Origin of the sequence: Aeromonas sp. RU39B (genome assembly GCF_900156095.1) — a bacterium.
Taxonomy (GTDB): domain Bacteria; phylum Pseudomonadota; class Gammaproteobacteria; order Enterobacterales; family Aeromonadaceae; genus Aeromonas.
In genome coordinates this window covers 106801-125299 of the sequence record NZ_FTMJ01000011.1, presented here as the reverse complement: position 1 = coordinate 125299, position 18499 = coordinate 106801, and the positions used below count along the sequence as shown (strand labels likewise).

The window sequence follows — 18499 nt, the reverse complement described above, 5'->3', positions numbered from 1 at the left end:
GCTATGTGTCTAATGTCGATGTGACCCTCCCGCGCCAGAGCGCTAAAAGTGCCAATGCCGATGCTGCATTGCCTTGAAGCCATGAGAAGTAGTGGCATGAGCGCAACGTGGATACTCCTCCATAAATTGCCTCAGTCCCTCCGTGATTTGACAGCGCAGGGAGGAGATCGGCTCGTGCCAGGCATGCAAGCACAAATGACCTGGAATCAACACACCCTGATAAGCCTGTAACAATTCTTCCGGCCAGGGTTCCAGCTCGGGACCGGAATAGGAGAGATAAGCAGCCACCGGGTCTCTTGCATAAATGAACTGGACAGATGCCAAGTCACGCTGGCTAAGCGCCTGGTTGCCAATATGGCAGGTCATGTGCTTGCCACTACCCAGATCAATGAAGTGACCACGTTGCCGACAGGAAATAATGCGATACCACGGCAGGGGAGCGGTCTCAGAGTACCCCTCGAGCTCCTGCTGTAGCCAATGCCGGCACTCAGGGGTCTGTACCTGATTTTGCATGGATCTGAGCTGATCCAGAATGGCACCGGACGGCTTGGTGGCGAGTTCCGCACTCATCCCTGTCTCTCCTTGAAGCGGTTCCCAAGGGAAGTATGCGCTGCCCTCCGGCAGAATTGCCAGCTCGTTTTTCAATCAATTTCAGCTCACAGCACACCCTTTTATTCACAGAGGAAATAAAAAGGTTCACCCTACCAGATAGGTTCCGGTGCCGAAGGCGATGTGGGTTCCCTCTTCGTTGTGAAGCTCCATACGAGCCACAGCCACCTTATTGCCGGCCCGGATGATATGGGCCGTAGCAATAAACTCGCGGCCACGTCCCGGTCGCAGGTAATCGACACGCAAGTCAATGGTGCCAAAACGGGTGAAGCGATCCTGCAGTGAAAAATCGGAGAAATCCTCAACGCCTTCCAGACAGGAGGCCACTACCACCAGTCCACCCGCCACATCCAGCAAACTGGCGGTCACGCCACCGTGCAGAATATTGTGAAACGGATTGCCAATGAGCTTCTCGTCCATGTTGATGCGCAGCTCAACCCGCTTTAGATCGAAGTCGGTGACACGCATACCCAGCAGGCGGCTGAACGGCATTCTCTCGGAAAACAGCTCGGCAATTCCCTGCAGTGCCGTCTCTCTGGTTTGTACACTCATGAGCTCCCTCTCTCTGATGATTTACTCAACCATATTGAAACAAGTGTTTAACATATGCAATGCCGGTTTATTGTGATCTCCCCCTGCTTTAGAATGGCGCCCCCGGAGGAGAGAACATGACCGCCATTGCCGAGATCCAGCCTGATACCCCCCTGTCCCTGCTGCAGGCCGTGTTCGGCTATCAGCAGTTCAGAGCAGGCCAGCTGGAGATCATCGAGCAGGCACTGAGCGGACGTGATGTGCTGGTGTTGAAACCGACTGGCGGTGGCAAGTCGCTCTGCTACCAGATCCCAGCGTTGCTGCGTCCCGGTCTCGGCATAGTGGTCTCTCCCCTCATCTCTCTGATGAAGGATCAGGTCGATACCCTGCGCGCCAACGGCGTGGCAGCGGCGTATCTCAACTCGGCCCTGACCCGCGAGGAGATGCTGCAAACCTTCGCCGCCATGCGCCGCGGCGAGATCAAGCTGCTGTATGTCGCCCCGGAGCGCCTGTTACAGCACGACTTCATGGACCGGCTGGCAGAGATCCCGCTTTCACTGTTTGCCATCGATGAAGCGCACTGCGTCTCCCAGTGGGGTCATGATTTTCGTCCCGAATATGCCGAACTCGGCCGCCTCAAGCAGTGGTTCCCCGGCGTTCCCGTGATGGCGCTGACCGCCACCGCCGACGAGGCGACGCGTCAGGACATTCTGCTGCGACTCGCGCTAGACGAGCCTTTCGTCCACGTCGCCAGCTTCGATCGCCCCAACATTCGCTACAGCCTGGTGGAAAAATTCAAAGGTGCTGAACAGCTGCTGCGCTATGTGCAGAGCCAGAAAGGTCACTGCGGAATTATCTATTGCTCGAGTCGCAAGCGGGTGGAAGAGGTGGCCGACCGCCTGAGCCGGCATGGCAGCAAGGCGGCGCCCTATCATGCCGGACTGCCGCTGGAGCAGCGCCAGCAGACCCAGGAAGCGTTTCTGCGCGACGATATCGAGATCGTAGTGGCCACCGTGGCGTTTGGCATGGGCATCGACAAGCCCAACGTGCGCTTTGTCGTCCATTACGACATTCCGAAGAATATCGAATCCTACTATCAGGAAACCGGCCGCGCCGGCCGTGACGGAACGCCAGCCGAAGCACTGTTGCTGTTTGATCCGGCTGATATTGGCCGGGTGCGTCTGCTGCTCGAAAACATCGAGAACCCGCAGCAACTGCAAGTCGAACAGTACAAACTCAACGTGATGGTGGCGTTTGCTGAGGCGCAAACCTGCCGCCGTCAGGTGCTGCTCAACTATTTTGGTGAATATCAGGCCGAACCATGCGGCAACTGCGATATTTGCCTCGATCCCCCCAAGACCTATGACGGTACGGAAGATGCGCAGAAGGCGCTCTCCTGCGTCTGGCGCGTCGGCCAGAATTTCGGGATGGGATATGTGGTCGAAGTGCTGCGCGGCTCGCTCAATCAGCGTATCCGCGACCATGGCCATGACAAGCTCTCCACCTATGGTATCGGTAAAGAGCACAGCGCCGAGCACTGGCAGAGCGTACTACGCCAGCTCATCCACAAAGGCTTGCTGGCCCAGAACATCACTCGCAATATGGTGTTGCAGCTGACCGAAGCGGCGCGCCCCGTGCTCCGTGGTGAGGCACCGCTGGAGCTGGCCGTGCCACGCTTGCAGCCGATCTCCAGCCGCCGTGAAAAACGCAGCCGCCCCGAGCCCGGCAACTATGATCGCCGCTTGTTCAAAGAGCTGCGGGCCTTGCGTAAGCAGATCGCCGAAGAGGAAGAGGTGCCGCCCTACGTAGTCTTCAACGATGCCACACTGATGGAGATGGCCGAGGCCATGCCGATGACCGAGCGTGACTTGCTGGCCATCAACGGTGTGGGCCAGCGCAAGTTAGAACGCTTTGGTGAGGCGTTTATGGACCTCATCATCGATTACTGCCGGCGCTAACCGGCCCCGCGACTATTTGAGCGAGGCGTACCAGGCAGCCAGATCGTCGATATCTGCATCGGAAAGCGCCTTGGTCATCGGCGCCATCACCGGATCCTGCCGCTGGCCATCGCGAAACGCCTTGAGTTGTTTCACCATATACTGGGCATTCTGTCCGGCCAGATGCGGATAACCCGGAATCACGGCCTTGCCCTGTGCCCCGTGACATGCGGTGCAGACGACGGATTTGGCCTGACCATTGGCCGCATCGGCAGCCACTGCCGGCAAGCCAAGCAGCGCGGTCAGCAGCAGAGGTATATGGATAACACGCATATCGATTCCTTATATCCTGATGATTTGTTGGGAATTATAAGCAACTGGTCACAGCACAACAGGTAGATGGGGAGTAAATGTGAAGCTGCACAATGCTTTTGCCACCGAATTGCCCTGGGCCTGTGAGGCCGTCACCCCGACGCCACTGCACAATGCCCGCCTGTTGCACCTCAATCGCCCCCTGCTCGAGCAGTTGGGACTCGGCGCCGTCGACGATGCAAAGTGGCTGGCCTGCTGCGGCAACGCTACGCTGCTACCCGGTATGACCCCGGTCGCCCAGGTTTATGCCGGCCACCAGTTTGGCCACTTTGTGCCACAGCTGGGCGATGGTCGCGCTATTTTGCTGGGCCAGCAACAAACGCCGGACGGCGAGTTGTGGGACCTGCATCTCAAGGGCGCGGGCAAAACGCCCTTTTCCCGTTTCGGGGATGGCCGCGCCGTGCTGCGCTCGTCGATACGAGAATATCTGGCCAGCGAGGCGCTGCATGCCCTGAATATTCCCACCACGCGGGCGCTGGTGCTGGTTGGCAGTGATGAAGAGGTGCTGCGGGAAACCGTCGAGCCGGGCGCCACCGTGCTGCGCACCGCCCCCTGCCACCTGCGCTTTGGCCATATCGAATATTTTGCCTGGAGCGGCCAGTCGCAGCGCATCCCGCCGCTGCTCGATTACCTCAAGCGCCATCACTACCCCGGCATTGAAGATAATCAGGCTCTGTTTCACGAAGTCGTGGGGCGCACCGCCCGTCTGATTGCCCGCTGGCAGGCGGCCGGATTTGTCCATGGGGTGCTCAATACTGACAACATGTCGCTGCTCGGGCTAACTATTGATTACGGCCCATTTGGCTTTATCGACCGCTACGTGCCCGATTTTGTCTGCAATCATACCGACAGCGTCGGCCGCTACGCCCTCGACCAGCAACCGGCGGTGGGTTACTGGAACCTGCAGAAGCTGGCCCAGGCGTTGGCCGATCACCTGTCGCCCGACGCACTTCGCCAGTCACTCGACACATATCAGCACACCTTGATGCTGGAATACTCCGAGCTGATGCGCCGCAAGTTGGGGCTGGAGAGCTGGGAAGAGGACGATCCCACCCTGTTTCGTCAGCTGTTTCTGCTGCTGGCGCAAGATGGCGTCGACTACCATCTGTTTTTGCGTCTGCTGGCTCGCTTACCACTGCACGGCGACCTTCCCCCATCCCTGGCTGCCTTACTCCCGGCGAGTGAAGCGTGGAGCAATTGGCTATCGACTTATCGCCAGCGCTTGTCGCGAGAAGGCAGCAATGATGCAAGGCGCGCAGCAGAAATGGAGGCCATCAACCCCAAGTATGTGCTGCGCAACGCGCTGGCCCAGCAAGTGATCAGCGCCGCCGAAGCCTGTGACATGGCGCCTTTCGAGCAGCTGTTTGAGGTACTGCGCCACCCCTTTGATGAACAGCCTCAGGCAGAGGCGCTGGCCACACCGGCCCCCTTCTGGTACCAGTGCACCAGCCTGTCATGCAGCAGTTAAGGAGAGGCGCAATGTGGCAACTGATTGGACAAGATGAAACGAGCGGCGCCCTGCTGCTGACCTGTAGCGGACTGGGGCTGGACAGTTTCCCCACGCTGGCACCGGATTTACTGGAGGCGTGGGAGATGACGCTGCAGGAGCAAGAGCTGGCCGCCGATCGCCACTGCTGGGTGGTGGACTTTGAAGGCAGTAAATTGCTGCTGCAATATGAGCATTATGGTGATGTCTGCTGGATTGAGGCCTGCCATCAGGATGATCGGCCAGTGCTAGCGTGGCTAGCACAGCACCATGCTGCTTAAGGATTGCACTATTTAGACAGGGGCGTATAATCGCGCCCCTTGATTGCCGTCATGGTGGCGGCATGGGTTCCCTAACCCCATTAACCAAAAAGGTCACAACGTGAATCTGACTTCATTTCAGTACCAGACGGCACTGATCCGTCTCTCCCTGTTTCATATCCTCATCATTGCCAGCAGTAACTATCTGGTGCAGTTGCCGATTACCATTTTCGGTTTCCACACCACCTGGGGCGCGTTCAGCTTCCCCTTTATCTTTCTGGCCACCGATCTCACCGTGCGCATCTTTGGTGCCGAACTGGCTCGCCGCATCATCCTGATGGTAATGCTGCCGGCGCTGGCGGTCTCCTATGTGCTGTCGGTACTGTTCTTTGAGGGGCAATATCAGGGTGTTGGTCAACTGGCCACCTTTAACCTGTTTGTCGCCCGCATCGCGCTGGCCAGCTTTATGGGTTACCTGATCGGACAGCTGATGGACATCATCGTCTTCAACCGGCTACGCCAAATGCACAGTTGGTGGGTGGCACCGGCGGCTTCCACCGTATTTGGCAATCTGGTCGATACCATCAGTTTCTTCTCGGTCGCCTTCTGGAAGAGCAGTGATCCCTTTATGGCCGAGCACTGGGTGGAGATCGCCACCGTCGATTACAGCTTCAAGCTGCTGATCAGCATCGGTTTGTTTGTGCCGCTCTACGGCGTATTACTGCGTTATCTGGTGCGCAAGCTGGTGGGGGAACCCGGCTTGCAACTACAGACCAGCCTGCGCTGATGATTCGGCTCCTTCGGGAGCCGAACTTTTTTTAAACAATGTCTACGAAAACAGTTGCCTTCTTAAATGAGAATGATTATCTTTAACTTGCATTCCGGTTCTGACCACCATGGCAATACCTTCGGGTAATAGTGGACTCCGTGAAGGCACGACATTGCTCACATTGCTTCCAGATTCGGCCAGCTTGATGCTGGCCTTTTTTTTATCTTTAGACCCACCCACAAACAAAAACGGGAGCACTTGGCTCCCGTTATCACCTATCCCGACCATTACTCGATATCGAGCGGCTCGGGCGAAAGGATGACACCTGTGGTATCGGCATAGAGGTGGTCATCAGGCAGGAACGTGACACCACCAAAATTGACTGGCAAGTCGGTCTCGCCAACCTCTTTGTCATCGGCACCGACCGGAATGGCTGCCAGCGCCTGAATGCCGATGTCCAGCTCTTCGAGCAGGTCGACTTCACGCACACAACCGTAGCAGACAATCCCCTCCCAGCCGTTTTCAGCAGCGGTGGTGGCAATGTCACTGTCGATAAGCGCTCGCCGCAGTGACCCGCCCCCATCGATCAGCAATACCCGGCCGACCCCGTTCTCCTGCACCAGTTCACGGACGAGCCCGTTGGACTCGAAGCATTTCACGGTGGTGATGACGCCGCCAAACGAGTTGCGGCCACCAAAAGAGGAGAGCATGGGTTCAAGTACATCGACCATGTCATGGTAGATGTCGCACAGTTCAGAAGTGTTGTATTCCATAGTGACGGGTCCACGGCTGGAAACAGGTGACGTCCAGTATAAGGAGAGGGAGAGCCAATTCAAAGGTTATTCCCGCCATAGCACTCACCGATCACGTTTTACGATTACGCTTGATGGAGCGTCTGCTATCAGCACCCCAGGAGTCCGTCATGTTGATTCGGCACAAACTGATCCTTAATACCATCATGGTGGCCTTGGCAATGCTGGTGCTCAGTTCGCTGTTTTACTACTACAACCAGACCAAATCCCGCTTATCAGAAGCCCAGCGCATGGTACTGATGCAGGAAGTCAGCCTGTTGAGCATGCGCAGCAACGAAAAGAACTTCCTGATGCGCAAGGATGTGGCCGAGATAGATCGGATGACGCAAGAGCTGGGACACTTCCACCAGCTTAATCGCCAACTGCAACAAGAAGAGCAGCTGGCCGCTCTGCAGCAAGACCTTATCAAACTCGATGAGCTGGTGACCGAATATGGCCAGCGCTTTGCCGCACTCACCACCCAGATGAAAAAGATTGGCCTGACGCCGCAAGATGGTCTTTATGGCGCACTGCGCGCAGCAGTACACAACATGGAGTCCATTCTGACCAGCCAGGATCCGGCACTGCTGGTGCCCCTGTTGCAGCTGCGCCGCCATGAGAAAGATTTTATGTTGCGGCTGGATGCGCAATACGTCACCAAATTTGAGCAGACATTTAGCAAGTTCAATGCCTCCATCAAAGCGCTTCCGGCCGATCAGCAGGCCAAGCTGATACCCCTTGCCGACCAATACCACAGCAACTTCATGATGTTGGTCGACGAGATGACCCGTCTTGGTCTGAACGAAAACGCCGGGATGCAAAATGAGATGCGCAGCACCGTGCATCAGACGGATGAGCTGTTTGCGCGAACCAACCAGCTGATCGATAGCCAGCTCAGCGAACGCAGTGCAGCACTGGAGCGGCTGATGCTACTGTGCGGTCTCGTCATTTTTATCGGGGTTGCCACCATGAGCTTGCTGCTCGGTCGCAGTATCGACCGCCCCATTTCACGGGTGAACGATACCGTCAACCGGATCCGTCAGGACAACGATTTACGCCTGAAGGTGGCACTTTCCGGCAAGGATGAGATGGCTCAACTGGCTGGCAACCTCGACATCATGCTGGATGGGTTCCGCCAGCTGCTGGAAGAGGTCAAGCAGAGTGCCAATCTGCTAAATCAGGCTTCCGGACATCTCTCGCGCAACATTCAGCGAGCCAGCGATGGCGCCCATCGCCAGTTGCAGGAAACCGACATGGTAGCCACGGCGTCTCATCAGATGGGAAGCACCATCGAAGAGATTGCCCGTAATACCGAGCTGGCTGCCAACAATGCACAGGCGACCAATCACAAGGCGCAGGAAGGACAGAATGTGGTGCAACAGACCGTGGAGCGCATTGGCGAGCTGGCCACCCGCCTGGCCGATTCAGCCGGTGAGGTGGGCAAGTTGCAACAAGCCAGCCAGACCATCGGATCGGTGCTGGATGTGATTCGCAGCATCGCCGAGCAGACCAATCTGCTGGCCCTCAATGCCGCCATTGAAGCAGCCCGCGCTGGCGAGCAAGGACGTGGTTTTGCCGTTGTGGCCGATGAAGTGCGCCTGCTGGCAACCCGCACCCAGCAATCAACCCAGGAGATCTCCACCATCATCACATCGCTGCAGCAACAGACTGGCAGCATGGTGGTAAGCATGGAGCAGAGTCGCGAACAGGGCATTCGCAGCGCCGAAGAGGCGACCAATGCCGGTGTGCTGCTGGAACAGATTGCTCTGGATGTCACTCATATCATGGACATGAGCACCCAGATTGCGGCAGCCATTGAGGAGCAGAGTCTGGTGGCCCAAGAGGTCAATCGCAATGTCAGCGCTATTCGTGACATTGCCGAGGAGTCGAGCCAAATGGCGGCCGAAAACGCCGAATCCAGCCAGGAGCTTAGCCAGCAGGCGCATCGTCTGGATCAGGCAGTGGCGCGCTACAAGGTCTAACCGGTTTGCCGCTCCAGCTCGCCAATCAGCCAGAGCGCATCCTGGCGTGAGTGACCACAGACATCACTCATGGGTTTGAAACCGCCGCACACGGCCGGCCGCTCGGGTCGGCCAAACAGTTTGCAGCCCAGCTGATCATCGAGCTGGATGCAGACAACTCCCGCCGGTTTGCCCTCTGGCATGCCGGGGATGGGCGAGGTGATACTCGGGGCAATGCAACAGGCCCCACAGCCCGAACGGCACTCCATACAGAGGCTCCCATAACAGAACGGCCCATCACTGGATGGGCCGTTACACAACAGAACAGTCGCGCGAGCTTACAGTATGATGTCGCGCACTGCATCATCCTTGCGTTCCAGATAATGGATCGACTTGATGCGGCGAATGGTGCGGGACTTGCCGCGGATCAGCAGGGTCTCGGTGGTTGCCATCTTGCCATCGCTGGTGATGCCGTCGAGCAGATCGCCCTTGGTGATGCCGGTGGCAGAGAAGAGCACGTTGTCGTTCTTGGCCAGCTCTTCCAGCTTGAGCACCTGACCCACCTTGATACCCATGGCTTCGCAGCGGGCAATTTCCTGCTCACCCAGCGCGCGGGTTTCCGGGCTGTCACCCTTGACCAGGTGACGCGGCACCAGACGAGCCTGCATATCGCCACCCAGCGCACGGATCACCGCAGCCGAGATCACCCCTTCCGGCGCGCCACCGATGCCATATAGCATGTCGACTTCGTTATCCGGCAGGCAGGTGAGCACAGAGGCCGCCACGTCGCCATCGGGAATGGCAAATACCCGCACGCCTAGCCCTTGCATCTCTTTAATGGCCTTGTCATGGCGCGGCTTGGCCAGCGTGATAACGGTCAGGCGGGAGAGCGGCTTGCCGAGTGCCTTGGCCACGGCCTTGAGGTTAATCTCCAGCCCTTGCGCCAGATCGATCACCCCTTTGGCTTGCGGGCCGACGATCAGCTTTTCCATATACATGTCGGGCGCCTTGAGGAAGGTACCCTTATCGCCCACTGCCAGCACCGCCAGCGCATTAGCCTGCCCCATGGCAGTCATGCGGGTGCCTTCGATAGGGTCAACGGCGATGTCTACAGCATCACCTTGACCCGTGCCGACTTTCTCACCGATGTAGAGCATCGGCGCTTCGTCGATCTCACCTTCACCGATGACCACTTCGCCGTCGATATTGATCTGGTTGAGGATGTGGCGCATGGCTGCGACCGCCGCTCCATCCGCGATATTCTTGTCACCTCGCCCAAGCCACTTGTAGCCAGCCAGTGCGGCGGCTTCCGTCACTCGGGAAAACTCGATTGCCAGTTCACGTCTCATCGCATACCCAACCCAAGAACCTAAAAATCGGCCGATATTCTACCACACAGGCAAACCTTTGCGCGCAAAAGTCACCGTAACTGAGTGAAACACCAGCACCCTTCATAAAAAATGACAAAAAGTGCCAAAGACTCTTAACCAGCCAGTCACCTCACCGTCATCCGGCCTTTCTAGCATGGCCTCGCTGTGAAACCAATGCGTGTTATTACATGCTTACAACGAAGGGATGACAATGAAAAAGCTGACTGTAGTGGCAATTGCTCTGGCCGGTGCCTTCCAGGCCCAGGCTGCCGAAGTATACAAGAACGACACCACCTCGCTGGATCTCTACGGCCGCATCTATGCCGGCCAGTTCTTTGGCGACAAAAAAGATGGCACTAACGATTACAGTGCCAAACAAGGTGCCAACCAGTTTGTCCGCTTCGGCGCCAAGGCCGACAGCCAGATCAACAGCAATCTGAAGGCGCTGGCCCAGTATGAGGTCCAGCTCTATGTCAATAACAGCGAAAAGACCCTCACCAACGACTCCACCGACAACCTGCGTACCCGTCTGGCCTTTGCCGGTGTGACCGGTGACTGGGGAACCCTGACCTTTGGTCGCCAGAAGGGCGCCATGGGTAGCATCGAAGACTGGACTGACGTTGCCTACTCCGATGGCTACGGTGCTGACGGCACCGGTGTTGGCACCGACACCTTCGGCACCAACCGCGCCGCTTCCGTACTGAAATACTCCGGCCTGTTTGGTGGTCTGCAGGTTGATACCAGCTACAAGTTCGACAGTAACGATACCGAAACCCCGACCACCGACGACAAGGCCAAGGACTCCGCCTACGGCGCAGCGGTCTCTTACACCTTCCCGTTCAACCTTTCGCTGGGTACTGCCTATAACGTCGGCCACCGCGAAGCGGCCAACACCGACGATGCCAAGCTGTGGCTGGTTTCCGCCAAGTTTGATAACAAGGCGCTCTATGCCGCCTTCACCTATGCCGATGGCCAGGATTTCCTCGGCACCGGCATCGACCACACCGGTTATGAAGCCGTGCTGGGTTACAGCTTTGCCAACGGTTTCGGCCTGCAAGCTCTGTGGAACAAGCAGAAGCAGGACAATGGCGGGGTCAAGAAAGACAACGTCGATTACTACACCCTGGCTGCCCAGTACAAGTTCAACAAGCAACTGCGCGTGATCGGCGAATACCGCATCAACAACCTGGACGACACCTCGGCCACCACCGCCGAAAAGACCAAGGACGACTACTCGGTCGCCGTCCGCTACGACTTCTGATAGTCGTCAGGTATTCCATGCTTCAACCCGGCCAGCTCTGCTGCGCCGGGCTTTTTTATGACAAAAGGCGCCTTGCGGCGCCTTCTTGACTGACAGGACCTTACAAGCTCGGCAACACGCCAGCCGGCAGCAGATCGTTGTAGCTTGCCTCACCGAGCAAGCGGGACGCTGCCTCGATGTCCGGGGCGAAATAGCGATCCTTGTCGTAGAAACTGACGCGTTGACGCAGCCGTCCCTTGGCCTGTTCAACCAGCTCGGTAGAACGCAGCGGGGCACGAAAATCAATGCCTTGCGCCGCAGCAAGCAGCTCGACCGCCAAAATGCCACGGGTGTTTTCCGCCATGTCAGCCAGCCGGCGTCCGGCGAAGGTGGCCATGGAAACATGGTCCTCCTGATTGGCCGAGGTGGGCAGGCTGTCAACCGATGCCGGGTGAGCCAGCGTCTTGTTTTCGGAAGCCAGCGCCGCCGAGGTCACCTGGGCGATCATAAAGCCGGAGTTCACCCCACCATTATTGACCAGGAAGGGCGGCAAGCCAGACATGCGCGAATCGATCAACAGCGCCATCCGCCGCTCCGACAGTGAGCCAATCTCGGCAATTGCCAGCGCCAGGTTGTCAGCGGCAAAGGCCACCGGCTCGGCGTGGAAGTTACCACCAGAGATAATCTCTTCGTCATCGGCAAACACCAGCGGGTTGTCAGAGACCGAGTTGGCCTCGCACACCAGCACGTCGGCCGCCTGGCGGATCTGGGTCAAGCAGGCGCCCATGACCTGCGGCTGACAGCGCAGGGAGTACGGGTCTTGCACCTTCTCGCAGTTGTGGTGGGACAGGCCAATCTCGCTCTCCTCCCCCAGCAAATGGCGGTAGCAGCCCGCCACATCAATCTGGCCGCGCTGACCGCGCACCGCATGAATGCGGGCATCAAACGGGCGACGGCTGCCCAGCGCCGCTTCCACACTCATGGCACCAATCACGGTGGCGCCGGCGAACAGATCCTCGGCGTGGAACAACCCCTCCAGCGCGAAGGCGGTGCTGGCCTGGGTGCCGTTGAGCAGCGCCAACCCCTCTTTCGGGGCCAGGCTGATCGGCGCAACGCCGGCCAGCTTGAGCGCTTCCGATGCCTCGATAATGCGACCGTCGAAACGGGCGCGCCCTTCACCGATCAGCAGGCAGCTCATGTGCGCGAGCGGTGCCAGATCGCCGGAGGCACCCACCGATCCCTTCTTCGGCACCAGCGGATACACTTCGGCGTTAACCAGCTGCATCAGCGCTTCCAGCACGCAGACCCGGATACCGGAAAAACCACGCGCCAACGAGTTGAGCTTGAGCACCATCATCAGGCGCACCGTGGCGTCATCCATGAAATCGCCGATCCCGGCGGCATGAGAGAGCACGATGGAGCGCTGCAGCTCATCGAGCTGCGATGCCGGGATGCGGGTGTTGGCCAGCAGGCCGAAACCGGTGTTGATACCGTATACCACCCGTCCCTGTTCAATCACACGGGAGACAGTCGCCGCCGACGCTTCGATAGCTGGCAGGGCCGCCGGGTTCAGGCTCACTCGCACCGGCTCACGGCTGATACGGCGCAACGTGGCAAGATCCAGCTCGCCCGGAGTCATCATCAGTTCCAACATCTCACTTCCCCTTCTTCGCAGCAGCCAGCATCGGCAGGTCCAGACCTTCCCGCTCGGCACATTCAACAGCAATGTCGTAGCCAGCATCGGCGTGACGCATCACCCCGGTGGCGGGGTCGTTGCGCAGCACCCGGCCGACGCGGTGCGCCGCATCGTCGCTGCCGTCACACACAATCACCACACCGGAGTGCTGGGAGAAGCCCATTCCCACGCCACCACCGTGGTGCAGCGACACCCAGGTGGCGCCACCTGCGGTGTTGAGCAGGGCATTGAGCAGCGGCCAGTCGGAGACAGCATCAGAGCCATCTTGCATCGACTCGGTCTCGCGGTTGGGACTGGCAACCGAACCGGAATCCAGATGATCGCGACCAATCACGATCGGCGCCTTGAGCTCACCGTTTTTCACCATCTCGTTAAAGGCCAGCCCCAGCCGGACCCGATCCTTGACCCCGACCCAGCAGATCCGCGCCGGCAATCCCTGGAAGGCGATGCGCTCACGGGCCATATCGAGCCAGTTGTGCAGATGCGGATCATCCGGGATCAGCTCTTTGACCTTCTGGTCGGTCTTGTAGATATCTTCCGGGTCACCGGAGAGGGCCACCCAGCGGAACGGGCCGATCCCCTCGCAGAACAGCGGGCGAATATAGGCGGGAACGAAACCGGGGAAATCGAAGGCGTTAGCGATCCCTTCCTCGAAGGCCATCTGGCGGATGTTATTGCCGTAGTCCAGGGTGGCTGCGCCGCGCGCTTGCAGCGTCAGCATCGCCTGCACCTGTTTGGCCATGGAGTGACGGGCAGCCACGCTCACCTCGGCCGGCGCGCTTTGTTGCAGATCGCGCCACTTTTCGAGGGTCCATCCCTGCGGCAGATAGCCATGCACCGGGTCATGCGCCGAGGTTTGGTCGGTCACCACATTCGGCGTAATGCCACGCGCCACCAGCTCGGCAAACACATCGGCCGCATTACCCAGCAGGCCGATAGACACCGCCGTGCCGCTGGCCTTGGCCTCGTCCACCAGCGCCAGCGCTTCGTCCAGGCTGTGAGCCTTCTTGTCGAGATAGCGGGTCTTGAGGCGGAAATCGATGCGGCTCTCGTCGCACTCTACGGCAATCATCGAGAAACCGGCCATGGTGGCTGCCAGTGGCTGGGCGCCGCCCATACCACCCAGACCACCAGTCAGGATCCAGCGTCCCTTCGGCTCGCCGCCAAAGTGCTGATTGGCCACCGCAAAGAAGGTTTCATAGGTGCCCTGCACGATCCCTTGGGTACCGATATAGATCCAGGAGCCGGCCGTCATCTGGCCGTACATCATCAACCCTTTGCGATCCAGCTCGTTAAAGTGCTCCCAGTTGGCCCAGTGCGGCACCAGGTTGGAGTTGGCGATCAGCACCCGCGGGGCATCCTTGTGGGTCGGGAACACACCGACCGGCTTGCCCGATTGCACCAGCAGGGTTTCGTCGTCGCCGAGGCGGGTCAGCACCTCGACAATCTTGTCAAAGCAGGCCCAGTTGCGGGCAGCGCGGCCGATGCCGCCATACACCACCAGCGATTCCGGGTGCTCGGCCACTTCCGGGTCGAGGTTGTTCATCAGCATCCGCAGCGGCGCTTCGGTCAGCCAGCTTCGCGCCGTCAGGCCGGTACCGCGCGGCGCACGGATGACACGGCTCGGATCATGACGCGGATCCTGGTGTTGCTTGGACATACACACTCCTTGTTACTTCAACGATGGTGACAGATCACCGGGTTAACAGGTGCACCAGCCGGGCAGCCACACGGGCACCATGCTGGTCGATATCAAATGTCGGGTTGTATTCGGCCAGATCGGCCAGCCGCAGCTTGCCGCTGGCGCGGATATGGGCAATCAGCGCCTCAATGACGCACAGATCCACGCCACGCGCCGCCGGCGCACTGACGCCCGGCATCACGGCAGCAGGCAACACATCGAGATCGATAGTGAGATAGAGGTGGTCGCACTGAGCGATAAAGCGATCCAGCCCGCTGCGCAGGGCCGGCAGGTCGGCCGCGGTCATCGCCTCGTCCAGCACATGCCAGACACCGAGCTCACGAGCGCGGGCAAACAGGGCTGCGGTATTACCGGTTTCGGCGACGCCAAGGCAGGCATAGCGAAAGTCACTGCCTTGTGCGGCGCACTGTTCGGCAATCTGAAAGAAGGGGGTGCCGGAGCTTGCCAGCTCCTGCTTGCGGCGCAGATCGAAGTGGGCATCAAGATTGATGATGCCTACCCGTCCCTGACCAGCAAGATGACGATTCAGGCCGCTCCAACTGCCAAACGCCACTTCGTGACCACCGCCTAGGATCAGTGCAAAGTGCCCCTCATCCAGCGCTGTGGCGACATGGTTGGCCAAGCGATCATGCGCGGCATCCAGATCGCCGTCGTCGCACAGCACATCACCGCCATCGAACACAGCGCGGCTCAGATGCCAGGCGCTGTTGGCCAGCAGTTTGCGAATGGCAACCGGCGCCGCAGCGGCGCCCACCCGCCCCTTGTTACGGCGTACCCCTTCATCGCAGGCAAAGCCGAGCAGCACCACACCGGGCTCACTCCCCGGTTGCCATGCCAACACCTTGTCGTGCCAGCGCAGCGCCAACTCGCCATCTTCCGGGTCACGTCGGCCTTGCCAAATGGACATATCAATCATGCCAGCCCTCCCAGCGTGTCACGCCCATCCACCACCCGCGCCACCAGCTGATCGACGCCCACCTGATAGGCCAGCTCGGCCGGATGGTGGCACTCCCAGATCAGAAAATCGGCCACCATGCCGACAGCCAGCTGACCGCACGTCTCGCCCAGCCCAAGCGCCTGCGCCCCATGGCGGGTCACGCCGAGGAATGCCTCTTGCGGGGTGAGGCGAAACAGAGTGCACGCCATGTTCATGGCCAGACGCAGTGATACCAGCGGCGAGGTACCGGGGTTAATGTCGGAGGCCACGGCGATGGCTACACCGGCATCGCGCAAGGCCTGCACCGGCGGCAATACCGTTTCGCGTAGAAAATAGAAGGCCCCCGGCAGCAGCACGGCGACGGTGCCGGCCTGTGCCAACGCAGCAATACCGGCAGCATCCAGATGCTCGAGGTGATCGACCGAAAGCGCCTGATAACGAGCGGCCAGCTCGCTGCCACCGAGGCTGGAGAGTTGCTCCATGTGGCCTTTGACCGGCAGACCGTGCGCACGGGCGGCGGCAAAGATCCGCTCGCACTGGGCCAGATTGAAGGCAATCCCTTCGCAAAAGACATCCACCGCATCGGCCAACTGCTCGGCAGCAACCTGCGGGATCAGGTCGCGGCAGATCACCTCGACCCAGCCATCGGCATCGCCGGTATATTCGGGCGGCACCGCATGGGCGGCCAGCAGCGTGGTGCGCACCCGCACCGGCAGAGCCTTGCCGAGACGGCGCGCTACCCGCAGCATCTTGAGCTCGCTGGCACAGGTCAGGCCGTAGCCAGATTTGATCTCGACCGTGGTCACCCCTTCGCGCAGCAAGGCGCGCAAACGCGGCAGGGCGAGCGCAAACAGCTCATCCTCGCTAGCCTCACGGGTCGCCTTGACGGTGCTGAGGATACCGCCGCCCTGACGGGCGATCTCGCTATAGGGAACACCGTGCAGCCGCTGCTCAAACTCGGTGGCGCGGCTTCCGGCATAGATAAGATGGGTGTGGCAATCGACCAGCCCCGGCGTGGTGAGTCGCCCGCCCATATCGCGCCAATCGGACGGGAAGGGGCCGGTGAGCTGCGCCATCGGGATCAGGGCGTGGATCCGCCCACCTTTGACGCCAAGCGCATGCAGAGGCAGCAGACCATAGCCGCACTGGGCGGTGGCCGGTTGTACATTGAGCCAGACCTGATCGCAGGCCAACAGTTCCTTGTTCATGGCAAACCCCAAATGTATATACATTAATATATACCGTATACCGATTTACCTGACCACTCTCCTTTTGGCTATTTGAGTGATGTAATACAACTATTTTGCGATAAAAAAGGCCTGTCATATGACAGGCCTGAATTTTAAATGTATATACAATTAGGCAATGCGGGTCTGAGAGCGCAGTTTGTAACGCCCGCCGGGCGACAACAACCGGGCATAGGAGACCAGCCGCCCCTCTGACCAGGTGCGTCGGTGCAGCAGCAGACACGGCGTATCACCACGCACCTGCAGCAGCGCCGCTTCGCTGGCGCTTGGCAACACAGCTTCCACCACATGCTCCATCTCCGACAGGGGGCACTCGCGCATCAAATAGGTGTGCGGCGTCTCCTGACTAAAATCCTGCTCGCCATACTCCGGCAGGCGCTCGGCATCGACAAAGCGCTCCTCCAGCTGCAGCGGCTCTTCATCGGCCTGATGCACGATCAGGCTGTGAAAGATGGGCGCCCCCACCCGCAGCCCAAGCTGAACCGCGACCTGCTCATCAGCAGGCAGACGCTGCAAGCGGATCACCCGGGCCCCATAACGGCTGCCACGCTCGGCAATCTCGTCAGCAATATTGCGAATGGCCAACAGCGGCGACTCGGTGCGCCGATCCGCCACAAAGGTACCGGCCCCGGCGCTACGCACCAGCCAGCCCTCGGCGGTGAGCTCACGCAGCGCCTTGTTAACGGTCATCCGGCTGACCGCAAACTGCTCACACAGCACGGCCTCGGTGGGCAGGCGATCGCCGGCGCGCCACTGTCCCTGACCAATGGCATCAAGGACATGCTGCTTGATCTGCTGGTAGCGGGGGGCGCTCATCGATGGGTACGCGGCTTGCGTTCGATCCAGGTGCGGTAGACGTTCGGGATCTGATCCGGGCTGCTGATGCAGAGATCAAGATCCTGCAGCAGGCCATCCTTGATCCCGTAGATCCAGCCGTGCACGGCCAGCTCCTGACCACGGCGCCAGGCATTCTGAATGATGGTGGTGTGGCAGACATTGGAAACCTGTTCGGCCACGTTGATTTCACACAGGTAATCAAAGCGCTCGTGCTCGTCTTCGACGGCCTCCAGCTCGCTCTGATACTTGAAGTAGACATCCTTGATGTTGCGTAGCCAATTGTCGATCAGGCCCAGCTCCTGATTCTGCATCGCGGCTTTGACACCGCCGCAGCCATAGTGGCCACAGACGATAATGTGCTTCACCTTGAGCACTTCCACGGCGTATTGCAGCACAGACAGGCAGTTAAAGTCGGTGTGGACGACCAGGTTGGCCACGTTGCGGTGCACAAACACGTCACCCGGCAGCAACCCCATCAGCTGGTTGGCCGGGACCCGGCTATCAGAGCAGCCGATCCAGAGGTATTCGGGGGCCTGCTGGGCTGAAAGCTGGGTGAAGAAGTCAGGATCTTCCGCCTTGATCTGCTCAGCCCATTCACGGTTGTTGACGAAAAGTTGATTCAACAGTTTCACGACATTCTCCTTCTCACGCTCTGCTGCGCACCTTATCACAGGAGGACAAGGGCAAAACAACCCTGCATTTTGCAGGTGCGACCTGTTGGCGCCAGATACAAAAACAGGGCCGACCGGCCCTG

At 59.3% G+C, this 18499-nt stretch carries 18 protein-coding genes; 6 read left to right on the top strand and 12 right to left on the bottom strand.

The features are described from left to right. Nucleotides 1-42: 42 nt before the first annotated feature. Together BW958_RS15075 and BW958_RS15070 are read right to left on the bottom strand one after the other, a co-directional pair. Nucleotides 43-570, bottom strand: coding sequence for an AbiTii domain-containing protein (locus BW958_RS15075; protein ID WP_076576579.1), 528 nt, complete (start codon nucleotides 568-570; stop codon nucleotides 43-45). A gap of 126 nt (nucleotides 571-696) precedes the next feature. Continuing rightward, nucleotides 697-1161: a thioesterase family protein gene (locus BW958_RS15070; RefSeq protein ID WP_076576578.1), complete on the bottom strand. Its 465-nt coding sequence runs from the start codon at nucleotides 1159-1161 to the stop codon at nucleotides 697-699. Nucleotides 1162-1277: 116 nt separating this feature from the next. On the opposite strand from BW958_RS15070, the gene recQ reads away from it, so the two are divergent. Continuing rightward, complete coding sequence (gene recQ, locus BW958_RS15065; protein ID WP_076576577.1) at nucleotides 1278-3098, top strand: ATP-dependent DNA helicase RecQ; 1821 nt, start codon at nucleotides 1278-1280, stop codon at nucleotides 3096-3098. A 12-nt stretch (nucleotides 3099-3110) separates the two neighbouring features. On the opposite strand, the gene BW958_RS15060 is transcribed toward recQ, so the two are convergent. Further along, a complete protein-coding gene (locus BW958_RS15060) occupies nucleotides 3111-3410 on the bottom strand; it encodes a c-type cytochrome (protein ID WP_076576576.1) in 300 nt (99 codons plus the stop codon). A gap of 79 nt (nucleotides 3411-3489) precedes the next feature. Between BW958_RS15060 and BW958_RS15055 the strand changes: the two genes are divergently transcribed. From BW958_RS15055 to BW958_RS15045, 3 genes are all read left to right on the top strand, one after another. Then, nucleotides 3490-4917, top strand: coding sequence for a protein adenylyltransferase SelO (locus tag BW958_RS15055; protein WP_076576575.1), 1428 nt, complete (start codon nucleotides 3490-3492; stop codon nucleotides 4915-4917). 11 nt (nucleotides 4918-4928) lie between these two features. Continuing rightward, a complete protein-coding gene (locus BW958_RS15050; RefSeq protein WP_076576574.1) occupies nucleotides 4929-5216 on the top strand; it encodes a DUF3630 family protein in 288 nt (95 codons plus the stop codon). A gap of 100 nt (nucleotides 5217-5316) precedes the next feature. Beyond that, nucleotides 5317-5982, top strand: a complete 666-nt coding sequence (locus tag BW958_RS15045; protein WP_076576573.1) for a 7-cyano-7-deazaguanine/7-aminomethyl-7-deazaguanine transporter — start codon at nucleotides 5317-5319, stop codon at nucleotides 5980-5982. Between the two features lie 269 nt (nucleotides 5983-6251). Here the strand turns inward: BW958_RS15045 and rraA are convergent, their stop codons facing one another. Then, nucleotides 6252-6737: a ribonuclease E activity regulator RraA gene (gene rraA / locus BW958_RS15040; protein WP_076576572.1), complete on the bottom strand. Its 486-nt coding sequence runs from the start codon at nucleotides 6735-6737 to the stop codon at nucleotides 6252-6254. A 149-nt stretch (nucleotides 6738-6886) separates the two neighbouring features. On the opposite strand from rraA, the gene BW958_RS15035 reads away from it, so the two are divergent. Next, nucleotides 6887-8737, top strand: coding sequence for a methyl-accepting chemotaxis protein (locus BW958_RS15035; RefSeq protein ID WP_076576571.1), 1851 nt, complete (start codon nucleotides 6887-6889; stop codon nucleotides 8735-8737). Here the strand turns inward: BW958_RS15035 and BW958_RS15030 are convergent. Continuing rightward, entirely contained in the window at nucleotides 8734-8985 is a 252-nt protein-coding gene (locus tag BW958_RS15030) for a YkgJ family cysteine cluster protein (RefSeq protein ID WP_076576570.1), read from the bottom strand. The two genes, BW958_RS15035 and BW958_RS15030, sit on opposite strands and share 4 nt — an antisense overlap. Nucleotides 8986-9054: 69 nt before the next feature. After that, complete coding sequence (gene glpX, locus BW958_RS15025; RefSeq protein ID WP_076576569.1) at nucleotides 9055-10065, bottom strand: class II fructose-bisphosphatase; 1011 nt, start codon at nucleotides 10063-10065, stop codon at nucleotides 9055-9057. A gap of 232 nt (nucleotides 10066-10297) precedes the next feature. On the opposite strand from glpX, the gene BW958_RS15020 reads away from it, so the two are divergent. Further along, entirely contained in the window at nucleotides 10298-11347 is a 1050-nt protein-coding gene (locus tag BW958_RS15020; RefSeq protein WP_076576568.1) for a porin, read from the top strand. A 100-nt stretch (nucleotides 11348-11447) separates the two neighbouring features. On the opposite strand, the gene hutH is transcribed toward BW958_RS15020, so the two are convergent. From hutH to can, 6 genes are all read right to left on the bottom strand, one after another. Next, a complete protein-coding gene (hutH, locus tag BW958_RS15015; RefSeq protein ID WP_076576567.1) occupies nucleotides 11448-12980 on the bottom strand; it encodes a histidine ammonia-lyase in 1533 nt (510 codons plus the stop codon). Between the two features lies 1 nt (nucleotide 12981). Beyond that, nucleotides 12982-14682: a urocanate hydratase gene (gene hutU / locus BW958_RS15010; RefSeq protein WP_076576566.1), complete on the bottom strand. Its 1701-nt coding sequence runs from the start codon at nucleotides 14680-14682 to the stop codon at nucleotides 12982-12984. Nucleotides 14683-14716: 34 nt separating this feature from the next. Next, complete coding sequence (gene hutG / locus BW958_RS15005; RefSeq protein WP_076576565.1) at nucleotides 14717-15640, bottom strand: formimidoylglutamase; 924 nt, start codon at nucleotides 15638-15640, stop codon at nucleotides 14717-14719. Beyond that, nucleotides 15637-16869, bottom strand: a complete 1233-nt coding sequence (gene hutI / locus BW958_RS15000; RefSeq protein ID WP_076576610.1) for an imidazolonepropionase — start codon at nucleotides 16867-16869, stop codon at nucleotides 15637-15639. The genes hutG and hutI overlap by 4 nt, the downstream gene beginning before the upstream one ends. 150 nt (nucleotides 16870-17019) lie before the next feature. Continuing rightward, nucleotides 17020-17724, bottom strand: a complete 705-nt coding sequence (hutC, locus tag BW958_RS14995) for a histidine utilization transcriptional repressor HutC (RefSeq protein ID WP_076576564.1) — start codon at nucleotides 17722-17724, stop codon at nucleotides 17020-17022. Beyond that, entirely contained in the window at nucleotides 17721-18377 is a 657-nt protein-coding gene (gene can / locus BW958_RS14990; RefSeq protein WP_076576563.1) for a carbonate dehydratase, read from the bottom strand. Before can ends, hutC begins: the two co-directional genes overlap by 4 nt. Nucleotides 18378-18499: the final 122 nt, after the last annotated feature.

Excerpts from the sequence above, each read along its gene's own strand:
- recQ (WP_076576577.1), top strand. The coding sequence starts at position 1,278 with ATGACCGCCATTGCCGAGATCCAGCCTGATACCCCCCTGTCCCTGCTG.
- BW958_RS15060 (WP_076576576.1), bottom strand. The coding sequence starts at position 3,410 with ATGCGTGTTATCCATATACCTCTGCTGCTGACCGCGCTGCTTGGCTTG.
- BW958_RS15035 (WP_076576571.1), top strand. The coding sequence starts at position 6,887 with ATGTTGATTCGGCACAAACTGATCCTTAATACCATCATGGTGGCCTTG.
- hutI (WP_076576610.1), bottom strand. The coding sequence starts at position 16,869 with ATGAACAAGGAACTGTTGGCCTGCGATCAGGTCTGGCTCAATGTACAA.
- BW958_RS15030 (WP_076576570.1), bottom strand. The coding sequence starts at position 8,985 with ATGGAGTGCCGTTCGGGCTGTGGGGCCTGTTGCATTGCCCCGAGTATC.
- rraA (WP_076576572.1), bottom strand. The coding sequence starts at position 6,737 with ATGGAATACAACACTTCTGAACTGTGCGACATCTACCATGACATGGTC.
- hutU (WP_076576566.1), bottom strand. The coding sequence starts at position 14,682 with ATGTCCAAGCAACACCAGGATCCGCGTCATGATCCGAGCCGTGTCATC.
- BW958_RS15020 (WP_076576568.1), top strand. The coding sequence starts at position 10,298 with ATGAAAAAGCTGACTGTAGTGGCAATTGCTCTGGCCGGTGCCTTCCAG.
- BW958_RS15050 (WP_076576574.1), top strand. The coding sequence starts at position 4,929 with ATGTGGCAACTGATTGGACAAGATGAAACGAGCGGCGCCCTGCTGCTG.
- BW958_RS15070 (WP_076576578.1), bottom strand. The coding sequence starts at position 1,161 with ATGAGTGTACAAACCAGAGAGACGGCACTGCAGGGAATTGCCGAGCTG.
- hutC (WP_076576564.1), bottom strand. The coding sequence starts at position 17,724 with ATGAGCGCCCCCCGCTACCAGCAGATCAAGCAGCATGTCCTTGATGCC.
- glpX (WP_076576569.1), bottom strand. The coding sequence starts at position 10,065 with ATGAGACGTGAACTGGCAATCGAGTTTTCCCGAGTGACGGAAGCCGCC.
- BW958_RS15075 (WP_076576579.1), bottom strand. The coding sequence starts at position 570 with ATGAGTGCGGAACTCGCCACCAAGCCGTCCGGTGCCATTCTGGATCAG.
- hutG (WP_076576565.1), bottom strand. The coding sequence starts at position 15,640 with ATGATTGATATGTCCATTTGGCAAGGCCGACGTGACCCGGAAGATGGC.
- hutH (WP_076576567.1), bottom strand. The coding sequence starts at position 12,980 with ATGTTGGAACTGATGATGACTCCGGGCGAGCTGGATCTTGCCACGTTG.